The organism is Streptomyces sp. JLSY215 (assembly GCF_059682825.1).
In genome coordinates, this window is record NZ_CM185022.1 from 4,500,107 (window position 1) to 4,519,973 (window position 19,867).

Sequence of the window (19,867 nt, forward strand, 5' to 3'; positions counted from 1 at the left end):
AAGCTGCCTGGCCCACGCGAGGGCGCCGAGGCGGAATGGATGCCCCGGGCGAGAGCCGTACCGCACGGAGGGCAAAAAGAGACCCGCCTGCGAGGGCGGGTATCTCGCCTTCCGGTGTGCCGCATTCGGTATCTATGGCCGAGAAGTCCCGACGGACGCGCCGTCGAGAGCTGGGCGAAGCCGCGGAGAACAGAGGGGAATCAGCGTCGCTGGCTATGTGCCCCACGACACCTCCTGTAACTCGTGTACCAACCGTCAACGAGGTGCATCGTTACCCGACCGGTTGAACCGTCATGCAACACGAAGAGCCCGGCTGATGTGGCGCATGTCACTTACTCAGTCGCCAGCCAGTCCAGGAACTTGCGCCACGGGCCCCGGCGTTGCTGTGTGCTCGTGCCGCTGCCGAGGTCGCCTCGGGAAGGCGTCACGGCCTCCGCGGGCACGGTCGTGGGCTGCCGAGACGGGGCGCTCGGCTGCGGGGACACCGGAGTGAACTTGGCGGGGAGCGAGGCCAGGGCCCGGTTGAACGGTCCCGGACGCCAGGTCAGGCTCTCCTCGGGCACGGCGAGTTCGAGGTCGGGGAACTGGTTGAGGAGCTTTTCGACGCTGACCGTGGTGACCAGCCGGGCGGGTTCCTTGGACGGGCAGGCGTGCACGCCCGCGCTCCACGCCAGGTGGGCGTGGTTGCTGGAACTCTCGCGGGCCGAGTCGAGTGCCGGGTCGCTGTTGGCGGCTGCGAGGCTGACCAGCATCAGATCGCCCGCCTGAAGCTTCTGCCCCGCGAACTCCATGTCCTCCACGGGGTAGTGGGGCGCGTAGTTGCTGATGGGCGGGTTGTCCCACAGCGTGTCATTGAGGGCCTCGTCAATCAGGCCGCCCTTCCCGTAGCGGCTGCGGGTCAGCAGCTGGTACAGGGTGTTGCCCAGGAGGTTGCGCAGAGGTTCGGCGCCCGCGCCCAGGAGCAGGACGAGCTGGTGCACCATTTCCTCGTCGTCCAGCTGCGCCGGGTGCTCCATCAGCCAGGAGGTGATGTCGTCGCCGGGCCGGGACCGCTTGTGCGCCACCAGTTCACTCACGGCCTGGAACAGCACCACGTTGGCCTTCTCGGCGTTTATCCCGTCGAAAATGCCGGTGACGCCGAACAGGACCCGGTCGCCGATGTCCGCGGGGCAGTCGAAGAGCTGGTTGAACACGAACAGGGGCAGCTGCTTGGCGTAGTCGTTGAGCAAGTCCACCGAGCCGCGGGTCCCGAACTGCTCGACGAGGTAGGCGGAGGCCCGCTCGGTGGAATGCCGCAGCCGCGCGGAACTCACCCGCGCGAAGCAGTCCGTTACCGCCTGACGCAGCCGCAGATGGTCGGCGCCGTCGGTGAACATGCAGTTGGGCCGGTATGCCAGCAAGGGGAAGACCGGGCTGTCGGGACCCACCCTGCCTTCGCGGAAAGCCCGCCAGTGGCGCGAGTCCTTGCGAAAGGCAGGAGACTGGAGCAGCTGCAGCGCGGCCGAGTAATCCGTCACCAGCGTCGCCTCCACACCGGGGGCGAGCTCAACGGGCGTTGTCGGCCCGAAATGCCGCATGTAGGCGTAGTAAGCCTGCGGATCGGCCTGGAACTCCGGCGTGTGCAGAGGAACATGCTCACCACTGCCGTGGGCCGGGCATCCCGGTGGTGGCTGCGGTATGGATTGTGCATCCATGCTCTCTCCTAATGATCTTGTAAGCGAAGTGAATGAGGAGTCTAGCCAGTTGCGCCTGCGCGCCCCGAAGCGCTACACCGCAATCAAGAGCGGCCACCGGAGGGGATTTCGCGGTATGCGGAAAGCCGCGACGGACCACTTCACCAGGCATCAATGCGCCCCGGCCGGACCCGGGACCGGAAGAGCCGAGCCGACGGAGATCCACGCCGGATGCCCGGGAATTTGACGTCATCGCAACGGCATGTACGGCATGTAGGGCCGCGCCGGCGGAACACGTAACCTCCCCGCCCACTCGCAGACACCGTCACGGCAGGACGGTCGACCCCAGAAGCGCGGGTCCTGAGCATCGGATGCCGGTGCGCAGCGACTCCGGCGGTGGGTCCACGAGTTCGCCGACCGGCCCTCCACGCGCGGAAGATGGCTGCTCTACCAGGTCGGTATGACCGAGCGATGCCATCCACCTGCCCGCCCGGAAGCCCCTGTTGGCCCTGGAACCCGGCGCCCGCCTGACGCGGCAGACGGGCCTTCGGCCTGCCCGCCGACCTCCGAATTAGCCCCAAAGGACCAAGAGTTGAGCGCACGGGGTGCCACGAAAGGGGGAGGATAGACTGTCGTCAGAGCGTGATCACGCGGTGGCACAGCCTGTGTAAGGTGATCGCGCGCAACGACGCGCACCGGTGGACAGTCTCTCAGGCCTCATCGCGGAGGAGTGGCTGCGGTCCGCCAGTAAGGCCCGTCGCTGGGTAGCGCCTGCGAGAGCAGCGGACTCAGTGGCAGCAACCGTTCCTACCGCGAGGTGACGTGAAGTGGTTCAGGTCTCATGACGATATCGATCCTGGAGCCACTGCTGTGGATCCTCCTCGTGCTTCTCCTCGTCGCGATCGCCGTAGTGGTACGTGCGCGGAGCATTAACAAGGAGCTGCGCGGGAAGTGCAGCAACCTGGAGAGCGCCCGCGACGCCTTGCAAGGCGAGCGCGATCGGCTCCATGTGGAGTACAGGGCACTGACCGACGTGCAGGCGAACAACCTTGCCGCGATGCGCACCGAGGCCGAGGAAGACACCAAGGCGGTCCTGAAGTCCGCGATGCGCACGCTGCAGGTCCTCGCCGACGAGCAGCAGCTCATCATCGAGAAGGCCCAGAAGACGTACGGCGAGGACGAGCAGATCCTCGCCGACCTGATGACGATCGATCACACCAACGGCCAGTTCGGCCGTCGCGCCCAGGGCATCGCGGTGCTGTGCGGTGGCTGGCTCGGCCGCCGTGAGACCACCGCCTCGGTGTACGACGTGGCCCGCAGTGCCCAGGGCCGGATCAAGCACTTCGACCGCGTGAACATCAACACGCAGGTCAACGTCTCGGTCGCCAACAAGGCCGTTGAGCCGGTGGCGGTCGTCCTGGCGGAGTTGCTCGCCAACGCCACCAACTACAGCGCGCCCGGCACGCGCGTCGACATCAACATCCAGGCCGTCCCGACCGGCATCTGCCTGATCGTCGACGATGCCGGACTGGGGATGAGCCAGGAAGAGAAGGTCCGGGCCGGCGCGCTGCTGTCGCCGGAAGGGCCGGTCGCCATCACCGGCCTCGGCGACCCGCCCAAGTTCGGCTTCGCCGTCTGCGGCATGCTCGCCACCCGCTACGGGTTCAAGGTCTCGGTCGATTCCGTCTCCCCTTACGGCGGTGTGCGTGCAGTGATCCTTCTGCCGAAGGACCTGCTGACCACGGACGGTCCCACGCCTTCGGCAGCGGTCGAGGTCGGTGAGCTTCCGGCGGAGAACACCGCGTTCCGGCAGCGGCGGGCCTCGGTGGCCGCTTCGGCCCCGGCGGCCCCGGCAGCGCCGGTCGGCACCACGACGGGCGGTCTTCCCAAGCGCCGGCGGCGCGTCGGCGCGGTCGAGGTGGCTGCGGTGCCGGAGGCGGTGGAGCCGGAGCCGGAGCCGGAGCACAACAGCGAAGTGATGGCCAGTCGTATCGGGGCGTTTCAGCGAGGAACGTTGCTCGGGCGGGACATGACGACCACGGAAGGACCCCAGGAGCAGTGAACTCCGATCTGTCATGGGTGCTGAACGACGTGCTGCAAGTGCGCGGCGCCCGTTACGCGATCCTCGTTTCGGCGGACGGTCTGTTGCTGGAACGATCCAGCGACATCGATCGCGACGCCGCGGAGACCAACGCGGCCGCGATGAGTTCCATGCAGTCCCTCAGCCGGGCCGTCGCCCCCTTCGTCGGCGGCGGGCGCGGCATCTGGAAGCAGACGCTCATCGAGTACGACGGCGGTTGGATCTTCCTGATCGCTGCGGGAAGCGGCGCCTACATGGCCGTCTCGGCAGCCTTGGACGTGGACATGGAAGCGATGTCGTTCCGGATGCAGCAGCAGGTCAGTGCGCTGGGGAAGGCGATGACCACACCGCCGCGCCAGAACGCCGGCGCCGACGTATGACAGCACTCTGCGGCAGCCTCACGCGTCTCCGTCAAGGGTGGGGAAGCTGTGAGGCGGGGGCTTGACAGTGTTTGGGGGACGGGGAGGGCTCATGGCTGAGCCGACAGCGACAGAGGACGCACATCGAAGGGCGGTCCATCACACGCACCGCATGAGGATGATCCAGGCCCCGTTCGCGGGAGTGCGGCAGCCGGGGCGGGTGACCACCACGGGCCGTCCCTTCGGCTCTCGCGGCCATGTGGCCACGATCCGGCCAAGGCCGGCAGGAAGGAGCATCCACCAGTGACCACGCCCGGTGAGGAGGCCGCGGTCACCAGCGACTTCGTCCGCTCCTATGTCATCACTGGTGGTCGACGCCTGCCGTCCGCCGAAGAACTGTCCCTGCACACCCTGGTCACGCTGGGCCCCGACCGGGAACTTCCCCTCGGGGCCAATCCCGAAGTCGTGGCGATCTGGGAGCTGTGCGCGGGCGGCTACCTGTCCGTGGCCGAAGTGGCCGCCCATCTGAATCTGCCCGTGGGCGTCGCCAGGCTGCTGCTGACCGATCTGTTCGAACAGGGACACCTGCTGCGCCGCGCTGCCCCACCCCGTGCCCAGCTCGTTGACAGAGGAACCATCGAAAAGGTGCTGCATGGACTCGAATCCCTCTACGGCTGAGACCATTTACGTCTCCGATGCGGTGACCGCCACCGCGAAAATTCTTGTCGTGGGGCACTTCGCCGTGGGCAAGACGACGTTCATCGGCTCGCTCTCGGAGATCGCTCCGCTGCGCACTGAGGAAAAGATGACTCAGGCGTCCGAGCATGTCGACGACCTGCGGGGCACACCGAGCAAGGTCACCACCACGGTCGCGTTGGACTTCGGCCGGCTGACCCTGAGCGATGAAATCGCGCTCTATTTGTTCGGCACGCCCGGCCAGCAGCGGTTCATGCAGCTGTGGGAGGACATGGCCCGCGGCGCTCTCGGCGCGCTGCTCATCGTCGACCCGTCCCGGCTGGCCGAGACCTTCCCCGTCATCGACCTGGTGGAGGAATTCGGCCTCGAGTACGCCATCGCCGTCAATACCTTCGACCCGCACAACCAGTACGGCGAAGACGAGATCCGCGAAGCGCTCGACCTGCTCCCCGACACCCCCGTCGTGTACTGCGACGCACGGGACCAGCCATCGTCCGCCAAGGCACTGATCGCACTCGTCCGGCACCTGCTTGCCCGCGTGGCCTGATCCGCCGCCCGGGCCGGGGACGCTCCCGCGTGCCGGGACGTCATGGCACGTGTGGCAGCCCGCGGCCCCGCTCGCGAAGCCGCTACGCTTCCCGCGACCGTGCCGGCGGTACTGCCGCACCCAGCAGCAACGGCCGCTGGGTGCGGCAGTACCGCCGGCCTACTGAAGTGCGGCCGCGGCATCGGTGGTCCGACCCGACGTCGGCGCGACCGTGCGCCGGGGTCAGTTACCCAGACCGGCGTCCCGCGCCAGGAGTGCGGCCTGTACCCGGTTTTCGCACCCCAGCTTGGTCAGGATCCGGCTCACATATGTCTTCACCGTGGCCTCGCTCATGTGGATCCGCTGACCGGCCGCCGCGTTGGAGAGGCCCTCGCCCAGCAGCGCCAGGACCTCCAGCTCGCGGTCCGTCAGCGTCTCCAGCCGGCGGCGGGCCTGCTCGGCGCGGCCCGCGGCCCGGCCGGACACCAGCGAGTCCACGACATGGCGAGTGGCGCCCGGCGACAGGTACGCATCTCCGGCCGCGGCGGCCCGTACCGCCCGCATGAGCTCCGCGGGCGCCGAGTCCTTGAGGAGAAAGCCCGCGCTGCCCTCCGTAAGGGCCCGCAGGACGTTCTGCTGCTCGCCGAACGTCGTGAGGATCAGCACGCGCGTGTCGGGGACGGCCCGGCGCAGTTCGGCGAGGGCCGTGAGCCCGTCCATGACGGGCATCTGGATGTCGAGCAGCACGACGTCCACCGGCTGGGCGCGGGCCAGGTCGACGGCCTCTCGGCCGTTCGCGGCCTCCGCGACGACGTCGATGTCGTCGGCCGAGCTCAGAATCATCCTGATGCCTGCCCGAATGAGCGGCTCGTCATCCGTGACGAGAACCCTGATCACGACTCTCCTGCGCTGGTCCGAGCGGTCATCGCCGCGGCTGTCGCGACATCATCCCCGAGCCGGCCACCGGCCCGGCCGGTGTGGTGCCCGGTCCGCCGTTACTCGTCGATCTCGAAGGACTTCTTCTCGATCAGCTTGCCGCCCTTGAAACAGAACCGGAAGACGGGCGACTTGGTCCAGCCGCTGCCGGTCTCCGTGGAATTCAGGCTGAGGCACGTCGCCCCCTTGGGCACCGGCGGTGCGCCCTCCTCCAGGCCGTTGGTCAGGACCGAGTCCCCGTGGGGCAGCTGTTTGCGGACCTCCGCCTCGGACTGACCCACCTTCACCGCGTCGTACTGCTTCGGCTCGAGCATGGCCTTGTCCCATTCGCCCATGACGAAGACCAGGCCGACGGCCGCGGCGATCACCAGCACCAGGGCGATCAGCGCCGCCAACCCGCAGCCGATGGCTATGCCGCTGCTTCTCTTGTTCCTGCTCATTGCCCTGGCCAGCTCCTTCGGCAGACCGCTCCCGTCGATGACCGGATCAGCCTGGCCCGGGAGGACGGCCGGTATCTGCCGCCGAAAGTCGTCTGCCGGATCGACCAACGGCGTGGTCCCGCCCCCGGGCAAGGGGCTCGGTACGGCGCCCTCCGGCGAGGTGTACGGCAGTACGCCCGCCAGCCGGAAGCCGCCGCCCGCCGTCGGGCCCGCGTGCACCATGCCCCCGATGAGCCGGGTCCGTTCACCGAGGCCGGTCAGCCCCTGGCCGCCGCTCACCACGTACCGGGCACCGTCCGCCGTCGCTGCCGCGGGGCCGTTCGCGATCTCCACGATCAGCGAGTCCGGCTCGTACCGCAGCTCGATGGTGATCGACGCGCCCGGGGAGTGCTTGTGGGCGTTGGTCAGGCCCTCCTGGGCGATGCGGTACGCCGCATGATCGGCGGTCGGGGGGAGCGGGCGCGGCTCGCCGGAGCGCCGCAGCGTCACGGCCGTGCCCGCGCCCCGGGACGCCTCCGCCAGGCCGTCGATGCCCGCCACCCCGCGCGACGGCGCCGTGGCGTCCTCCGCCTCCATGGCCCCGAGGCCGTGGGAGGCGCCGCCCGTACGGTGGGGGCCCTGCGTGCCGTCCGTACGGCCGGGCGCCTGCGTGCCGTCCCGCAGCAACCCCACCACCTCGCGCAGCTCGTGCATCGCGGCCACCGACGCCTCGCGCAGGACGCCGACGGCCTCCCGCTGCCGGCCGGTCAGCTCGCGGTCCACCTCCAGCGCGCCGGTGTGCACCGAGATGAGCGCGAGCTGATGGCCGAGGCTGTCGTGCATGTCCTGGGCGATGCGCTGGCGTTCCCGCAGCCGGGCCTGTCCGGCGATCATCGCGCGCTCGCGCAGCAGCTGGGCGTTGTACTCCCGGAGCGTGTCCAGCAGCGTGCGGCGCTGCGACCAGTAGCGGCCGGCGAGACCGGGCACGATGACCGTGACCACCAGCCACAGGGCTTGGACCACGAACAGCGGCGGCGAGAGGTGGGGCAGTTCCTGCAGGACGGCCAGGGCGAAGGTGAGGACGTACGCCAGGGCGAAGGTGCAGGTCGCCCTGGAGACGCCGGCGATCCGCCGCCCGGCCGACCAGGCGGCGACGAGGACCAGGGGGCCGAGACCGACGAGCGCGGCCGAACCGATGGCGGTGGCCAGCAGGACGGTCCCCGGCAGCGCCCGGCGCAGCACCGACAGCACCGCGGTGGCGAGGGCAACGCCGACGATCCCTACGACACCGCCGTTGCCCAGCGCGGTGATGCCTGCCGCGAGCAGCGCCAGCACCATGCTCAGCAGCGGTTCGCCCGCGATGCGCCGGCCAGGCCACATCCCGGGCTCGAAGAGAGCCCTGCCCGGCCACGCCGGCCGAAAGGACGCGGCACGCAGCCACACCGCCGGCGCCCGGCGGGCCCGCACCACAGAGTCCGTAAGTCCCACACGTGTCACGCAGTTACGTTAAGCAGCCCCACCCGCCGCCGATACCGCCTTTCGTCGCGAGGCACAACGACCAAAGTTTCGCCGCGGCCGCTCCGTTGGCGGGCATGCCGTGCCGCATCTTGTGGACGGCACCGGGCAGGGCAACCGCCTCAGGCGGGGCAGTTCTTCAGCGGGCCGGGCCCGCAGGGTGATCATCGGCCGGGCCCCGGCGGGCGGGAGGCGGCCCCGCGCTCATGGACGCACTCGCACAAACACCCGGCGTAGAGTCAAACCAGGGCGAACGTCGACAGACGGCTGTCTGACCGGAAATCGCCTTTGTGCGGTATTGGGCAGCGTCGTCTCGCAGCGTGAGGACCTCCCCCGCGGCGTCCCCTGCCCCTGCGAGACCGACGTGCACCACGACTAACGCGAAGTTGCTCGCGTTAATCTGGAGTGGACAATACTTGGCGAGAACCCGCACTGCAATACGGAGGCGCCGTGACCACTGCGCACCAGGCCTCGGGTGAGACCCGCCCCGGGGGACGTACTGCGCGCACCCGGCAGGCCGTACTGGCCGCCGTCTTCGAGGAGTTGGGCAAGGGCGGCCTCGCCGCGCTGAGCATGGAGAAGATCGCTCAGGCCTCGGGAATTCATCTTGCGACGCTCTACCGGCGCTGGCGGTCCGTCGAGAGGCTGGTCTGCGATCTGCTGACGGAGCTGAGCGCCGATGTGCCGCTGCCCGACACCGGCACGCTGGAGGGGGACCTGCGGGCGCTGGCCCGCTCGATAGGCACGTTCTACGGGGACGACCGGATGCGCAGCCTGATAGAGGCGGTGGTGTCGGCCGCGGCGCGCGACCCCCAGGCCGCCACGGCGCTGCGGAGGTTCTTCGCGGAGCGGCTGGCGCTGGCCGGCCAGATGGTCAACCGGTCCATCGAGCGCGGCGAGCTGCCCGCCGATACGGACCCGGAGCTGGTGATGGCGGGCCTCGGCGCGCCCTTCTACTACCGGATCCTGATCGCCCGGCGCCCCGTGGACATGGCCCTCAGCGACTCCGCCGCGACCGCGGTCTGGGCGGCGGCCCGAGCGGGCGCGTACAAGAAGGCAGCCGCCGCGGGCGCCGACGAGACCGGGGACGCGGGCACGCACCAGAGTCCCGGCACGTACGAGACCCCCGAGACGCACGACGGCCGGTGAGCCCGTCCTCGGGGTCCACCGGCCGTCATCGTCGCAAGGCGGCTGCGTCCTACTTCTGCCCGAGCAGGTCCGCCATCCAGGCCTCGACCTCGTCCGACCGCCGGGGCAGCCCGGCGGACAGGTTGCGGTTGCCGTCCTCCGTCACGAGGATGTCGTCCTCGATCCGGACGCCGATGCCGCGGTACTCCTCGGGCACCGTCAGGTCGTCCGCCTGGAAGTACAGACCCGGCTCCACGGTCAGCACCGTGCCCGGCTCCAGCGTGCCGTTGACGTACGCCTCGGTGCGCGCCGCGGCGCAGTCGTGGACGTCGAGGCCGAGCATGTGGCCGGTGCCGTGCAGCGTCCAGCGGCGCTGCAGGCCCAGCTCCAGCACGCGCTCGACCGGGCCCTCGACCAGGCCCCACTCGACCAGCTTCTCGGTGAGCACCCGCTGCGCCGCGTCATGGAAGTCGCGGTAGGCCGCGCCCGGCTTGACCGCCGCGATGCCCGCCTCCTGGGCCTCGTGGACCGCGTCGTAGACCTTGCGCTGGAGGTCGGTGTAGCGCCCGTTGATCGGCAGGGTGCGGGTGACGTCGGCGGTGTAGAGGGTGTGGGTCTCCACGCCGGCGTCCAGGAGGAGCAGATCGCCGGAGCGGACCCGGCCGTTGTTGCGGACCCAGTGCAGGGTGGTGGCGTTCGGGCCGGCGGCGCAGATGGAGCCGTAGCCGATGTCGTAGCCCTCGACCCGGGCGCGCAGGAAGAACGTGCCCTCGATGTAGCGCTCGCTGGTGGCCTCGGCCTTGTCGAGGACCTTGACGACGTCCTCGAAGCCGCGCACCGTCGAGTCGACGGCCTTCTGCAGCTCGCCGATCTCGAACTCGTCCTTGATCACCCGGGCCTCGGACAGATGCGTCCGCAGCTCTTCGTCGCGCTCTGCGGTGATCTTGTCGTTCAGCGCGGCCTCGATGGCGGCGTCGTGACCGCGGACGACCCGGACCGGTCCGGTGGCCTCGGCCAGCGCGCCGGCGAGCTCGCGGACGTCCTTGCAGGGGACGCCGAGCAGCGCCTCGGCCTCGGACAGGCTGTGGCGGCGGCCGACCCACAGCTCACCCATGCCGCTGAGCCAGAACTCGCCGTTCTCGCGGTTGGAGCGGGGCAGGCGGTAGATCGTCGGCTCGTGGCCGTCGGCGGCGTTCTTACGGGGTTCCAGGACCAGGACGCTGCCGTCGGTCTGGTCGCCGGTGAGGTAGACGTACTCCGTCGCGGCGCGGAAGTTGTACTCGGTGTCGTTGGAGCGCATCTTGATGTTGCCCGCCGGGATCACCAGCCGCTCGCCGGGGAAGCGCGCCGACAGTGCGGCACGGCGCCGGGCGGCGTTCGGGGCCTGCTCGATCGGCTGCAGATCGTGCAGCTCGGTGTCGGCCCAGCCGCTCCGCATGTTCTCCGCGAGCTCATCCGATACGCCCGGGTAAAGGCCGTTCTTGCGCTGCTTGATCGGCTGCTCGTCCTCGTCCGGGGTCTCCGGCGTGAGCTCGTCGGTCACAATGCCTCCTTTTAAGAGTGAACCGCCATCCATCGTATGTGTGGACGGGAATCGGTTCAGGGGGCGGCCGAGCCGACCGCTCAGGGGCCCCGGGTGGAGGCGCGGCGAGGCCTTCCGGCCGCTGCTGCGGGGCGCCCCGCGGGCCTACTCCTCGAAGCGCGCCGCCATCAGCACCACATCCTCCTCCGACGTCGGATCGTCCAGCCCGCCCGGCAGCATCGCGCGCACGATGTGATCGACGAGCGCCTCCGGATCATGACGGCTGGCCCTCGGGACGCTCGCCGCGGCGGCGTGCAGCCGGGCGAACGCGCGGTCCATGGCCTCGCCGGTGCGATGCAGCAGCCCGTCGCTGTAGAGGAGCAGGGTCTCGCCGGGCGCGAGCTCGATCTCCACGCTCGGCGCTTCCCAGCAGGCGAGCATCCCCAGCGGTGCGGACAGCGTCGTCTCCACGTATTCGGTGCGCAGCTCGCCGATCAGCAGCGGCGGGCAGTGACCGGCCCCGGCGAGCACCAGCTTGCGGGGGAACGGGTCGTCGAGACCGGCCGGCATCGGGGGTGCGGGGGGCCCGCCCGGTGCGCCGGGCGGCGGCTCGGTGAAGGCGAACAGCGCGGTGGCGCTGCGCGCGGGCTCGGTCAGCCGCAGCAGCAGTTCGAGGTCGGAGAGGACCGCCACCGGGTCCTCGCCTTCCATGACCGCATACGCACGCAGCGAGGCACGCAGCCGTCCCATGGCCGCCACCGCGCTCGGTCCGGAGCCGGTGACCGACCCGACGGCCAGGCCCAGCGCGCCGTCGGGCAGCGACAGCGCGTCGTACCAGTCGCCGCCGCCGCGCGGCCCGGTGCTGTGCCGCACCGCGAGCCGTACGCCGGGGACCCGCGGCAGCCGGCTGGGCAGCAGCTCCTCGCGGAGGGTCGCGGTGTCCTGTTTGCTGCGGTGGAGTTCGAGGAGCCGGGCGAGATGCTCGGCGGCGTGCGCGCGGTAGAGGCCGATGAGATGGCGCTGGCGGTCGGTGGGGACGGCGGGTTCGTCGTAGAGCCAGACCGCGGCGCCGGTTCTGCCGATGGGTTCGGCGATGAGCGGGACCGCGTAACTGGCGGCGTAGCCGAGGCGGGCGGCGACCTCGCGCAGGCGGGGATCGAGGTCCTTTTCGCCGGGGATGTCGGGCTCGGAGATCTCCGTACGGGAGTCCGGACCCTTCTCCGTGTGGCAGTCGTCGGCGGCGCCCGGCTCCGGAAGGCCGTCCAGTATCCGCGCGTACGACAGGGCGCGGCGGGGGATGGTTTCGATATGTCCGATGTCGGCGTGGCCGAGGCCGAGGCCGATGGTGGTCTCCGGTCCGAGTCCGTCCGCCGGTGCGAGCACGACCAGACCGCGGCGCGCGCCGACGAGCGAGGCGCCGGCCCGCAGGAGTTCGTGCAGGGCCTCGTTCAACGTACTGGTGCGCGCGAGCTGTTCGGTGAGGTCGTGCAGCGTGCTGAGATCCGAGATCCAGCCCGCGAGCTGATCCTGTACGGCGGCGATGCGGTCGACCGGGGAGGCGTCCGGGGAGCCTGGACGGGAGCCGTCAGGAGGAACACCCTGGGGGGAATCGGGGGATGCGGGGGAGTCGGGGGCGGTGTCCGAGGAGGTGTCCGCGGCGGCCTTCGGCGTGAGCGGATCGGCAGTGTGCGCGGGAGCGGGAAGAGCTGGTTCGATTCCAGCCACTTTCGGTACGTGAGGGACAGTCATGGCTGACGGCTCATGTCCGGCACGTCATAACACCAGGTCAGGCCGCAGTGTGTTAGGGAGTGCGGCATTTTGTTGAGTGATGTTGTGCGGTATTTTTGGCCGCCCAATTTCCTCAATAGCATCGCAAACCCCCATGTCATGCTGCTCCGCTATCAATGCCTCCACATGTACACGCACCAGCGATGTGATGTCCAGCATTGTCCCGGTGGGGTTTGTGGTGTCAACGAGGTCTGTAGATTGGCCTAAAAATAGCCCCCCTGGCGTCAATTTGAGGTCGACTGACGGCCATCGACAGCGCGTCATATGCACGATGGCGGGTACGTACTCGGAAAGGTGCGGGGCCAGTTGAGCCCGCGCCGGAACCCTCCAGCGAGCGCGGGCGTCTCATACGGCGACGACCGCGACGCACTCCCAAGTGGCGGGATTGCACCACAGAACCGCAAGCGCCATGCGTGCGCCACCCTCCGCCACGTTCCACGCTCGATGTACGGCGTGATGCGCTGCCTTGTACACGCGGTGACAAATGATCCACGTGGCGTGATCGGCTCCGGGCTCCCGGGGCCGGGTCGCGGAGCCAGGTCGTACGGACCCGGTTCCGGCCGTTTGAACGCCACACGCGGCATGCGAGAAGCAGCACGTGAAGATGCGTGAAGCAGCAGGTGTGCCGCGGCATGCAGTGCCATGGACAGTGCGATGGACATAGCCCTCGGCGTTAACGGAAAGGAACGAGCGCTCATGCGCGAGATCCTCGGAAGGCGACGCAAGCTCCTGTTTCGGCGCGGCGGAAGGTCGGCGCCGCTCGCTGCGGCGCTCCAGTGCGCCACCGAGTGGCGGTGGCCCGTGCTCCCGGGGGTCGGCCTGCGGTCCGGCGGCCGGGGTGCCCGCAGGTGCAGCTGTCCCGATCCCGACTGTGTGGTGCCCGGCGCGCATCCCTTCGACCCCGGGCTGCTGGCGGCCACGACCGATGAGCGGATGGTGCGCTGGTGGTGGGCCAACCGCCCCGATGCCCCGGTCGTGCTGGCCACCGGCGGCCGCGCGCCGTGCGCGGTGAGCCTGCCGGCCGTCGCCGGGGCGCGGGCGCTGGCGGCCCTGGAGCACTTCGGCGTGCGTATCGGCCCGGTGGTGGCCACGCCCACCCGCTGGTCGCTGCTCGTATCGCCCTATGACCTCGCGGAGTTGGGCGAGTTGCTGCACTCCCAGGACTGGGTGCCCAGCTCGCTGCGGTTCCATGGCGAGGGAGGCTATGTGGTGCTCCCGCCGTCCGGGATCGGCGCCGGCAAGGTGCGCTGGGAGCGGCCGCCCGCGGCCGGCCCGGCCGCGCCCTGGCTGCCGACGGTGACCACGGTCGTCGACGCCTTGGTGGCGGCGAGCACGGCCACCCCGGATGGCGGCAGCCGCCTCGCCTATTAGGCGGCGGCCCCTCCGACAGGTGGCCGGAAAGAACGCCCGCGCGATTCACCCGTACGGGTGTGAGCGATGCGGCCGACTACGGAAAACGGGTGTCGGGGCGCCCGGGGGCACCCCCATGGCCCGATAAGTTCGGCGCACCGTCAAGCCGTAGCGGCCGTCGCTCGCCTCGGCACCTCAATCGCTCCGCAGGTGGGTCCCATGCAGCGTGCGCCGAAAATCCGCCTGATCTCTCTCGCGGGTACGGCCGTGCTCGCCGTCGTCGTACCGCTGGCCGCCGCGACGGCCGGTCCCGCGGACACCGCCACATGGGTCGACGACGCGCTCACCGGGCCCGGTGCCCGGCCGGCCGCCGAGCCCGGGAGCGAGCCGGGGAACGGGCCGGGCGGCAAGTCGGAGAACGCGCCCGGGAACGGGCCCGATGCCGCGTCCGACAACAAGGCCGAAAAACCCGCCGACAAGGCCGAAAATGGTCGTAGCGGTAATAATTTCCGCGGCCCTCTGACCGGCCTCGGCCTCCCGCTTCTCTCCGGCGGTCGCACCTTCCGCTGCGGGCCCGAACTCGCCTCTCCCCGAGGGATCGAAGCGCAGACCTGTGTGCTCGCCGAGAAGGGGCTGACCTGGGCGCGGACGTACTACCGCAATCCCACCGGCGACCCGCTGCGGGCGGTGCTGACGCTGCTGCGGCCGGACGGCCGGAGCGACCAGGCGCACTGCGAGGTGCCGGCGGCGGGCGAGCCGGGGGTGTGTGAGACGCCGACCGGGGTGACCGTGAAGCGGGGGCGGAAGCGGTACGACGCGGTGGCGGAGGTCTCGGATGCGGCCGGGGCGCGGCTGCTGCTGCGCACGGGCGCCAACTCGGCGCCGTACCACGAGCGTTCGGGCCCGCGGCGGAAGAGCTGAGCGCCGTCCGGGTCCGGGCATGGAAGCGCCCGGTCGCTGGCGACGGGGGATGCACCAGCGACCGGGCTTTTAGAACCGTAACAAGAGATCGGCGGTTCGCAAATTCGATCGTGGATTTCCGGACGCCTATTTACTGACACGTAGGGGCAGTTGTGACGGGTGTCACTCGTGGGGCGTCCGGGGTGCCACGGTCAGCTCAGAGTGAGCTGCCGGTTGGTGAGGCCGCCGCGCGCCCGGCGCTCCTGCGGGGTCAGCGGCGCGTCGGAGGCGAGCGCCGCCGCCAGCCGCTCGGCGAATTCCGCGGCCGGCCCGGCGACCGCCTCGGCGCCCATCGAGGACGGCAGGTCCCAGACCGGGACGACCAGGCCGTGGGCGCGGAACGAGCCGACCAGCCGGGTGCCCTCGCCGAGCGAGGACGTCCCCGCGGCGTGCAGCCGGGCCAGCGCGTCCAGCAGCTTCTCCTCGGGGTGCGCGGTGACCCAGCGCAGATGGTTCTTCTCCGGGGCCTCGCACCAGTAGGCGCCGTCCAGGCCGGGGATCCGGGCGGTCGGGATGGCGGCGGCGTTGGCCCGTTCCAGGGAGGCGGCCACCTCGCCGGTGGCGTTCTCGGCGTTCTCCACCCAGAACTCGAAGCCGGTGTGGACGGTCGGCTCGAACGGCGCGTGCGGGTCGAGCAGATCCTGGAGCCGGGGACCGTCGGCGGCGGGCCGTCCGGCGGCGACCGGGTTGCCCGGCTCGGCGACCAGCGCGCGCTGGAGGGTGTCGGCGAGGTCGCGGCTGATGTCGCCGGAGGCGGTGTCGTTCTGCAGGCCGAGCAGGACCGCGCCGTCGTCGCGGCGCAGCGCGGGCCAGGCCATCGGCAGCACGGTCGCCAGCGTCACCGACGGAACGCCCTCGGGCAGCCCGCCCTTGAGCGTCAACTCGACCGTGGCGGCGGGCACCAGCTCGCGCAGCGCCACCCAGTCGCACTCCCCGGTCAGGCCCTCGAACGGGCGCTGCACCAGCTCGGTGGCGGCATGCGCCGCCTGCCGCCCGTGACACGCTTTGTACCGGCGGCCGGAACCGCACGGACAGGGCTCGCGGGCGCCGACGACGGGCACCTCGCCGTCCTTGATCTTCGGTGCTGCGGCCTGGGGCTGGGGGCGGCGCTTCTTGGCCATGGCGGCGGTGTCTCCCGGTCGTTCCTGGGCGTTCGGATGCGCCCGGAGTCATGCGGAGACCTACGCGGACGCGTTTCGGCGCGAGCCTAGAGGAGCGTCACCGAAATTGCGCCGCTTGCGCCGCCGGGGTCGCCGGGGCGCCGCCGGAGCCGTGCCGCGACGGCCCGTCAGCAGGCCTTCGCCGGCGCGCTCACGACTCGTCGAAGTCCGTGAAGGCCAGCCCGGACGGCAGGCCGCCGCCAGGTCCTCCGGTGAGCCTCGGCGGCAGATCCACGCGCGTAGCGAAAGAATCCTGAAGCGGCAGCACCGCCCAGACCGTCACCTCGCCGTTGGCCGTGTCGCGTACGCCCCAGTCCTTGGCGAGCGACCGGATGATCGCCAGGCCGCGGCCGCCGTGTGCGGTGACCGAGGGAGTGGCCGGAAGCGGTCGGGTCGGCCCGCCGCCGTCCGTGACGGAGACGGTCAGCCGGCCCTCGGCGTCGATCCGCCAGGACGCCCGTACGGACTCCCGCAGGGGGCCCCGTGACGCGCCGTGTGACGACCCGTTGCCGTAAACCGGTGTGCCGTTCTCGTATATCGGACGCGCATGCCGACACGAATTGCTCAGCAGCTCCGACAGGATAAGAACCGCGTCATCGACGACTGTGTCCTGAACTCCACTTGCCAACAGCTCGTCACGCATGCGCCGCCTGGCCATGCCCACACCCGCTGGACCATGGGGTACGGCCATGATCGACGACGTCGGCACCTCTTGTGCCACCAACAACGCCACCCCCGAGACCTCCTTTGCCCCACGCCACGGGTTGAATGCCCCAATGGACTGGACCGGAAACCGGCCAAGCGGCACACAGTGACGCACTCGACACTTCGGAATACAGGTCGAATGCGCCGGTGCACACCCTGTGAAGGGCTTTAGGTAAGGCCGAGTTGGGTTCGCACCTGTTTGGGTCGATTTGTAATCACTGCATCCACGCCCAGGTCGCGGCACAGCTCGACATCCGCCGGTTCATTCACGGTCCATACGTGGACGCGGTGGCCCGCGCGGTGGGCCCTGGCGACGTACTCGGGGTGCGCGCGCAGGATCCGGATGCCGGGGCCCGCGATGCCGACGCCGGGCGGCAGCCGGCCGTCGCGGAGCCGCGGGGTGAGGAATTGCATGAGGTAGACGCCGGGGATGTCCGGCGCGGCGGCCCGTACGCGGTGCAGTGAGCGCGCCGAGAAGCTCATCACCCGGACCGACGGCGTCCACGCGCCCGCCCTGGCCGGTTTTGTATGCCCGAACCGGTCGAGCAGCTCGACCAGCCGCTCCTCCACCTGTCCGGCCCAGCGCGTCGGATGTTTGGTCTCGATGGCCAGCTCGACCCGCCGGTCCGCATCGGCGACCAGCTCCAGCAGCCGCTCCAGGGTCAGTACGGACGTCCGCTCGGGGTCCTCGTGCTGCCGGTCCGGCGCCTCGTTGGGGTCCAGTGCGTCCGGGCCGTCCGCGCCGGCCTTCCAGGACCCGAAGTCGAGGCTCGCGAGATCGGCCAGCTCCAGGGCGGAGACGGCGCCCCGCCCGTTGGAGGTGCGGTTCACCCGCCGGTCGTGCACGCACACCAGGTGGCCGTCGGCGGTCAGCCGGACGTCGCACTCCAGGGCGTCCGCCCCGTCCTCGATCGCCTTGCGGTAGGCGGCCAGCGTGTGCTCCGGAGCGTCCTCGGAGGCGCCCCGGTGGGCGACGACGGAAATGGCCGGCGGACTCGAATGGGCGTCCTTGGCGGGGCGTGCAGAGGTCACCGAGTTATCGTGCCATTCGCCACCGCGGGACCGGCCGCGAGGTGCGCGGTGCGCAACGCGGCGAATATGCCGGATTCGCCCGACATGAAGAACGGGGCGACAGTCACAGCCTCGGCTTACGGCACCCTGACGCGCCATGGGAAAAGCTGGATGCGGTGCCGTAGTGGTCCGACGGCGCGTACGGCAGGCATTCCCGTACGGATCGCCTGCCCGTATGGCCCGAAACGGCGGCATCCTTGATGCTGGGTCCTGGACCTCGGATGCCGTGACCGGCGGCATCCGCACCCCAGGGCGAAAGAGGAACCGCCGGAACCGCCGGACACCGGACCCGAGGACCGCCGGCCCGGGACGGCATGGCCCCATGGGCTGTGGACCGGCACAGTCGTGAAGCTGAGGAGAGATCTGTGAGCACCGAGAACGAGGGAGCCAACGTCCCGTCGGAGGCCACGCCGCCGACCGGGCCGCAGGCGTCGGACAGCGCCCCCGCGTCCGCCTCCGGCGCCCAGACTCCGGACGTCCCGCCCGCGCCCCCCGTGGCGCCCCCGCCGCCGGGATTCCGTCCGGCCGCCGCCGGGGCTTCGGGTGGCAGCCCTTGGGAGCAGTCCCACGCACCCGGCGGACCGGGCCCGTCCCAACCCGAGCAGACCGCCCGGATCCCCGCGTACCCGCCCGCCGACCACGGCTCGGCCGGTGGCGGCTGGGGCTCCCACGGGGGCGGCGGTGGCGGTGCTCCCTGGGGCGCGCCGGCCGGCCCGGCCCCCAAGCGGAGTAACGGCGGCATGATCGCCGCCCTTCTGGCCGCCGCGCTGGTCGCCGGCGGTATCGGCGGCGGCATCGGCTTCTGGGCCGCGGACCGCAACGACACGAGCTCGACGACGGTCTCCGCGGCCGGCAACCCCGAGGCGCTGAACCGCAAGCCCACCTCGGTCTCCGGGATAGCGCAGAAGGCGCTGCCCAGCGTCGTGACGATCGAGGCGCAGGGCGCGACCGGCGAGGGCGGCACGGGCACCGGCTTCATCTACGACAAGCAGGGCCACATCCTCACCAACAACCACGTCGTCTCCAGCGCGGCCGACGGCGGCAAACTCACCGCGACGTTCTCCAACGGCAAGAAGTACGACGCCGAGGTCATCGGCCGGGCCCAGGGCTACGACGTCGCCGTGATCAAGCTCAAGCACGCCGCGGGAGCTCCGCTCAACCCGCTCCCCCTCGGCAAGTCCTCCCACGTCCAGGTGGGTGACGCCACGATCGCGATCGGCGCCCCGTTCGGCCTGTCCGGCACGGTCACCACCGGCATCATCAGTGCCAAGGACCGCCCGGTGGCCTCCAGCGACGGCGCCGGCACCAGCGCCTCGTACATGAGCGCCCTCCAGACGGACGCCTCGATAAACCCCGGCAACTCCGGCGGCCCCCTGATGGACGCCAGCGGCAACGTGATCGGCATCAACTCCGCCATCCAGTCCGCCGGCAACGGCGGCGGCATGGGCGGCGAGTCGCAGCAGTCCGGCAGCATCGGCCTGGGCTTCGCCATCCCCATCGACCAGGCCAAGCGGGTGGCGCAGGACCTGATCAGGACCGGCCGTCCCGTCTATCCCCAGATAGGCGTCCAGGTCGGCATGAAGGACACCGGCAACGGCGCCACCATCGCCCAGACCGGCAACAACGGCTCCGACTCGGTCACCCCGAACGGCCCCGCCGACAAGGCGGGCCTGCGCCCCGGCGACACCATCACCAAGCTCGACAGCACCGTCATCGACAGCGGCCCCACCCTGATCAGCGAGATCTGGCAGCACAAGCCCGGCGACCAGGTCACCCTGACGTACCTGCGCGGCGGCAAGGAGCACACGGCCCAAGTCACCCTGGGCCAGCGCACGGGCGACAAGTGACGCGCTAGTCTGATCCCGCGACACCGCACACCGGTGCCGCGGGGAGGCTTGCCCGAGCGGCCTAAGGGAACAGTCTTGAAAACTGTCGTGGCGGCGACGTCACCGTGGGTTCAAATCCCACAGCCTCCGCCG

General features: G+C 70.5%; 16 protein-coding genes and 1 tRNA gene. 9 read left to right on the top strand and 8 right to left on the bottom strand.

Annotated features, from left to right (window positions below):
* Window positions 1-332: 332 nt before the first annotated feature.
* Window positions 333-1,694 (bottom strand): cytochrome P450, encoded by a 1,362-nt coding sequence (locus AC5677_RS20090; RefSeq protein ID WP_497196387.1) that lies wholly within the window; start codon window positions 1,692-1,694, stop codon window positions 333-335.
* A gap of 820 nt (window positions 1,695-2,514) precedes the next feature.
* On the opposite strand from AC5677_RS20090, the gene AC5677_RS20095 reads away from it, so the two are divergent.
* The 4 genes from AC5677_RS20095 to AC5677_RS20110 all read left to right on the top strand — a co-directional run bounded on the left by AC5677_RS20095 (window position 2,515) and on the right by AC5677_RS20110 (window position 5,355).
* Complete coding sequence (locus AC5677_RS20095) at window positions 2,515-3,735, top strand: ATP-binding protein (protein WP_497196388.1); 1,221 nt, start codon at window positions 2,515-2,517, stop codon at window positions 3,733-3,735.
* Complete coding sequence (locus AC5677_RS20100) at window positions 3,732-4,133, top strand: roadblock/LC7 domain-containing protein (RefSeq protein WP_497196389.1); 402 nt, start codon at window positions 3,732-3,734, stop codon at window positions 4,131-4,133. The genes AC5677_RS20095 and AC5677_RS20100 overlap by 4 nt, the downstream gene beginning before the upstream one ends.
* A 282-nt stretch (window positions 4,134-4,415) precedes the next feature.
* Window positions 4,416-4,790, top strand: coding sequence for a DUF742 domain-containing protein (locus AC5677_RS20105; RefSeq protein WP_497196390.1), 375 nt, complete (start codon window positions 4,416-4,418; stop codon window positions 4,788-4,790).
* Entirely contained in the window at window positions 4,765-5,355 is a 591-nt protein-coding gene (locus AC5677_RS20110; RefSeq protein WP_497196391.1) for a GTP-binding protein, read from the top strand. The genes AC5677_RS20105 and AC5677_RS20110 overlap by 26 nt, the downstream gene beginning before the upstream one ends.
* Before the next feature lie 222 nt (window positions 5,356-5,577).
* On the opposite strand, the gene AC5677_RS20115 is transcribed toward AC5677_RS20110, so the two are convergent.
* Both AC5677_RS20115 and AC5677_RS20120 read right to left on the bottom strand, forming a co-directional pair.
* On the bottom strand, window positions 5,578-6,231 hold the full coding sequence (locus AC5677_RS20115; protein WP_497196392.1) for a response regulator transcription factor: 654 nt from the start codon (window positions 6,229-6,231) through the stop codon (window positions 5,578-5,580).
* Between the two features lie 98 nt (window positions 6,232-6,329).
* A complete protein-coding gene (locus tag AC5677_RS20120) occupies window positions 6,330-8,069 on the bottom strand; it encodes a sensor histidine kinase (protein ID WP_497196697.1) in 1,740 nt (579 codons plus the stop codon).
* A 585-nt stretch (window positions 8,070-8,654) separates the two neighbouring features.
* On the opposite strand from AC5677_RS20120, the gene AC5677_RS20125 reads away from it, so the two are divergent.
* Window positions 8,655-9,353: a TetR-like C-terminal domain-containing protein gene (locus tag AC5677_RS20125; RefSeq protein ID WP_497196393.1), complete on the top strand. Its 699-nt coding sequence runs from the start codon at window positions 8,655-8,657 to the stop codon at window positions 9,351-9,353.
* A gap of 49 nt (window positions 9,354-9,402) precedes the next feature.
* Here AC5677_RS20125 and AC5677_RS20130 read toward each other — a convergent pair whose 3' ends face one another.
* Together AC5677_RS20130 and AC5677_RS20135 are read right to left on the bottom strand one after the other, a co-directional pair.
* A complete protein-coding gene (locus tag AC5677_RS20130) occupies window positions 9,403-10,875 on the bottom strand; it encodes an aminopeptidase P family protein (protein ID WP_497196394.1) in 1,473 nt (490 codons plus the stop codon).
* A 144-nt stretch (window positions 10,876-11,019) separates the two neighbouring features.
* Window positions 11,020-12,603 (bottom strand): PP2C family protein-serine/threonine phosphatase, encoded by a 1,584-nt coding sequence (locus tag AC5677_RS20135; protein ID WP_497196395.1) that lies wholly within the window; start codon window positions 12,601-12,603, stop codon window positions 11,020-11,022.
* 735 nt (window positions 12,604-13,338) lie between these two features.
* On the opposite strand from AC5677_RS20135, the gene AC5677_RS20140 reads away from it, so the two are divergent.
* Window positions 13,339-14,013 carry a bifunctional DNA primase/polymerase gene (locus tag AC5677_RS20140; RefSeq protein ID WP_497196396.1) on the top strand — a complete coding sequence of 225 codons (675 nt, stop codon included), beginning with the start codon at window positions 13,339-13,341 and terminating at the stop codon, window positions 14,011-14,013.
* Window positions 14,014-14,211: 198 nt separating this feature from the next.
* Window positions 14,212-14,913: a hypothetical protein gene (locus tag AC5677_RS20145; protein WP_497196397.1), complete on the top strand. Its 702-nt coding sequence runs from the start codon at window positions 14,212-14,214 to the stop codon at window positions 14,911-14,913.
* Between the two features lie 191 nt (window positions 14,914-15,104).
* On the opposite strand, the gene AC5677_RS20150 is transcribed toward AC5677_RS20145, so the two are convergent.
* The 3 genes from AC5677_RS20150 to AC5677_RS20160 all read right to left on the bottom strand — a co-directional run bounded on the left by AC5677_RS20150 (window position 15,105) and on the right by AC5677_RS20160 (window position 17,849).
* Window positions 15,105-16,073, bottom strand: coding sequence for a DUF5926 family protein (locus tag AC5677_RS20150; protein ID WP_497196398.1), 969 nt, complete (start codon window positions 16,071-16,073; stop codon window positions 15,105-15,107).
* Window positions 16,074-16,263: 190 nt separating this feature from the next.
* Window positions 16,264-16,932, bottom strand: coding sequence for an ATP-binding protein (locus AC5677_RS20155; RefSeq protein WP_497196399.1), 669 nt, complete (start codon window positions 16,930-16,932; stop codon window positions 16,264-16,266).
* Between the two features lie 53 nt (window positions 16,933-16,985).
* On the bottom strand, window positions 16,986-17,849 hold the full coding sequence (locus AC5677_RS20160; protein ID WP_497196400.1) for a glycerophosphodiester phosphodiesterase: 864 nt from the start codon (window positions 17,847-17,849) through the stop codon (window positions 16,986-16,988).
* 404 nt (window positions 17,850-18,253) lie between these two features.
* Here AC5677_RS20160 and AC5677_RS20165 point away from each other — a divergent pair, with 404 nt between their 5' ends.
* Together AC5677_RS20165 and AC5677_RS20170 are read left to right on the top strand one after the other, a co-directional pair.
* Window positions 18,254-19,735: a S1C family serine protease gene (locus AC5677_RS20165; RefSeq protein ID WP_497196401.1), complete on the top strand. Its 1,482-nt coding sequence runs from the start codon at window positions 18,254-18,256 to the stop codon at window positions 19,733-19,735.
* Window positions 19,736-19,777: 42 nt separating this feature from the next.
* Window positions 19,778-19,864, top strand: a tRNA-Ser gene (locus AC5677_RS20170).
* The last annotated feature ends 3 nt before the right edge of the window (window positions 19,865-19,867 follow it).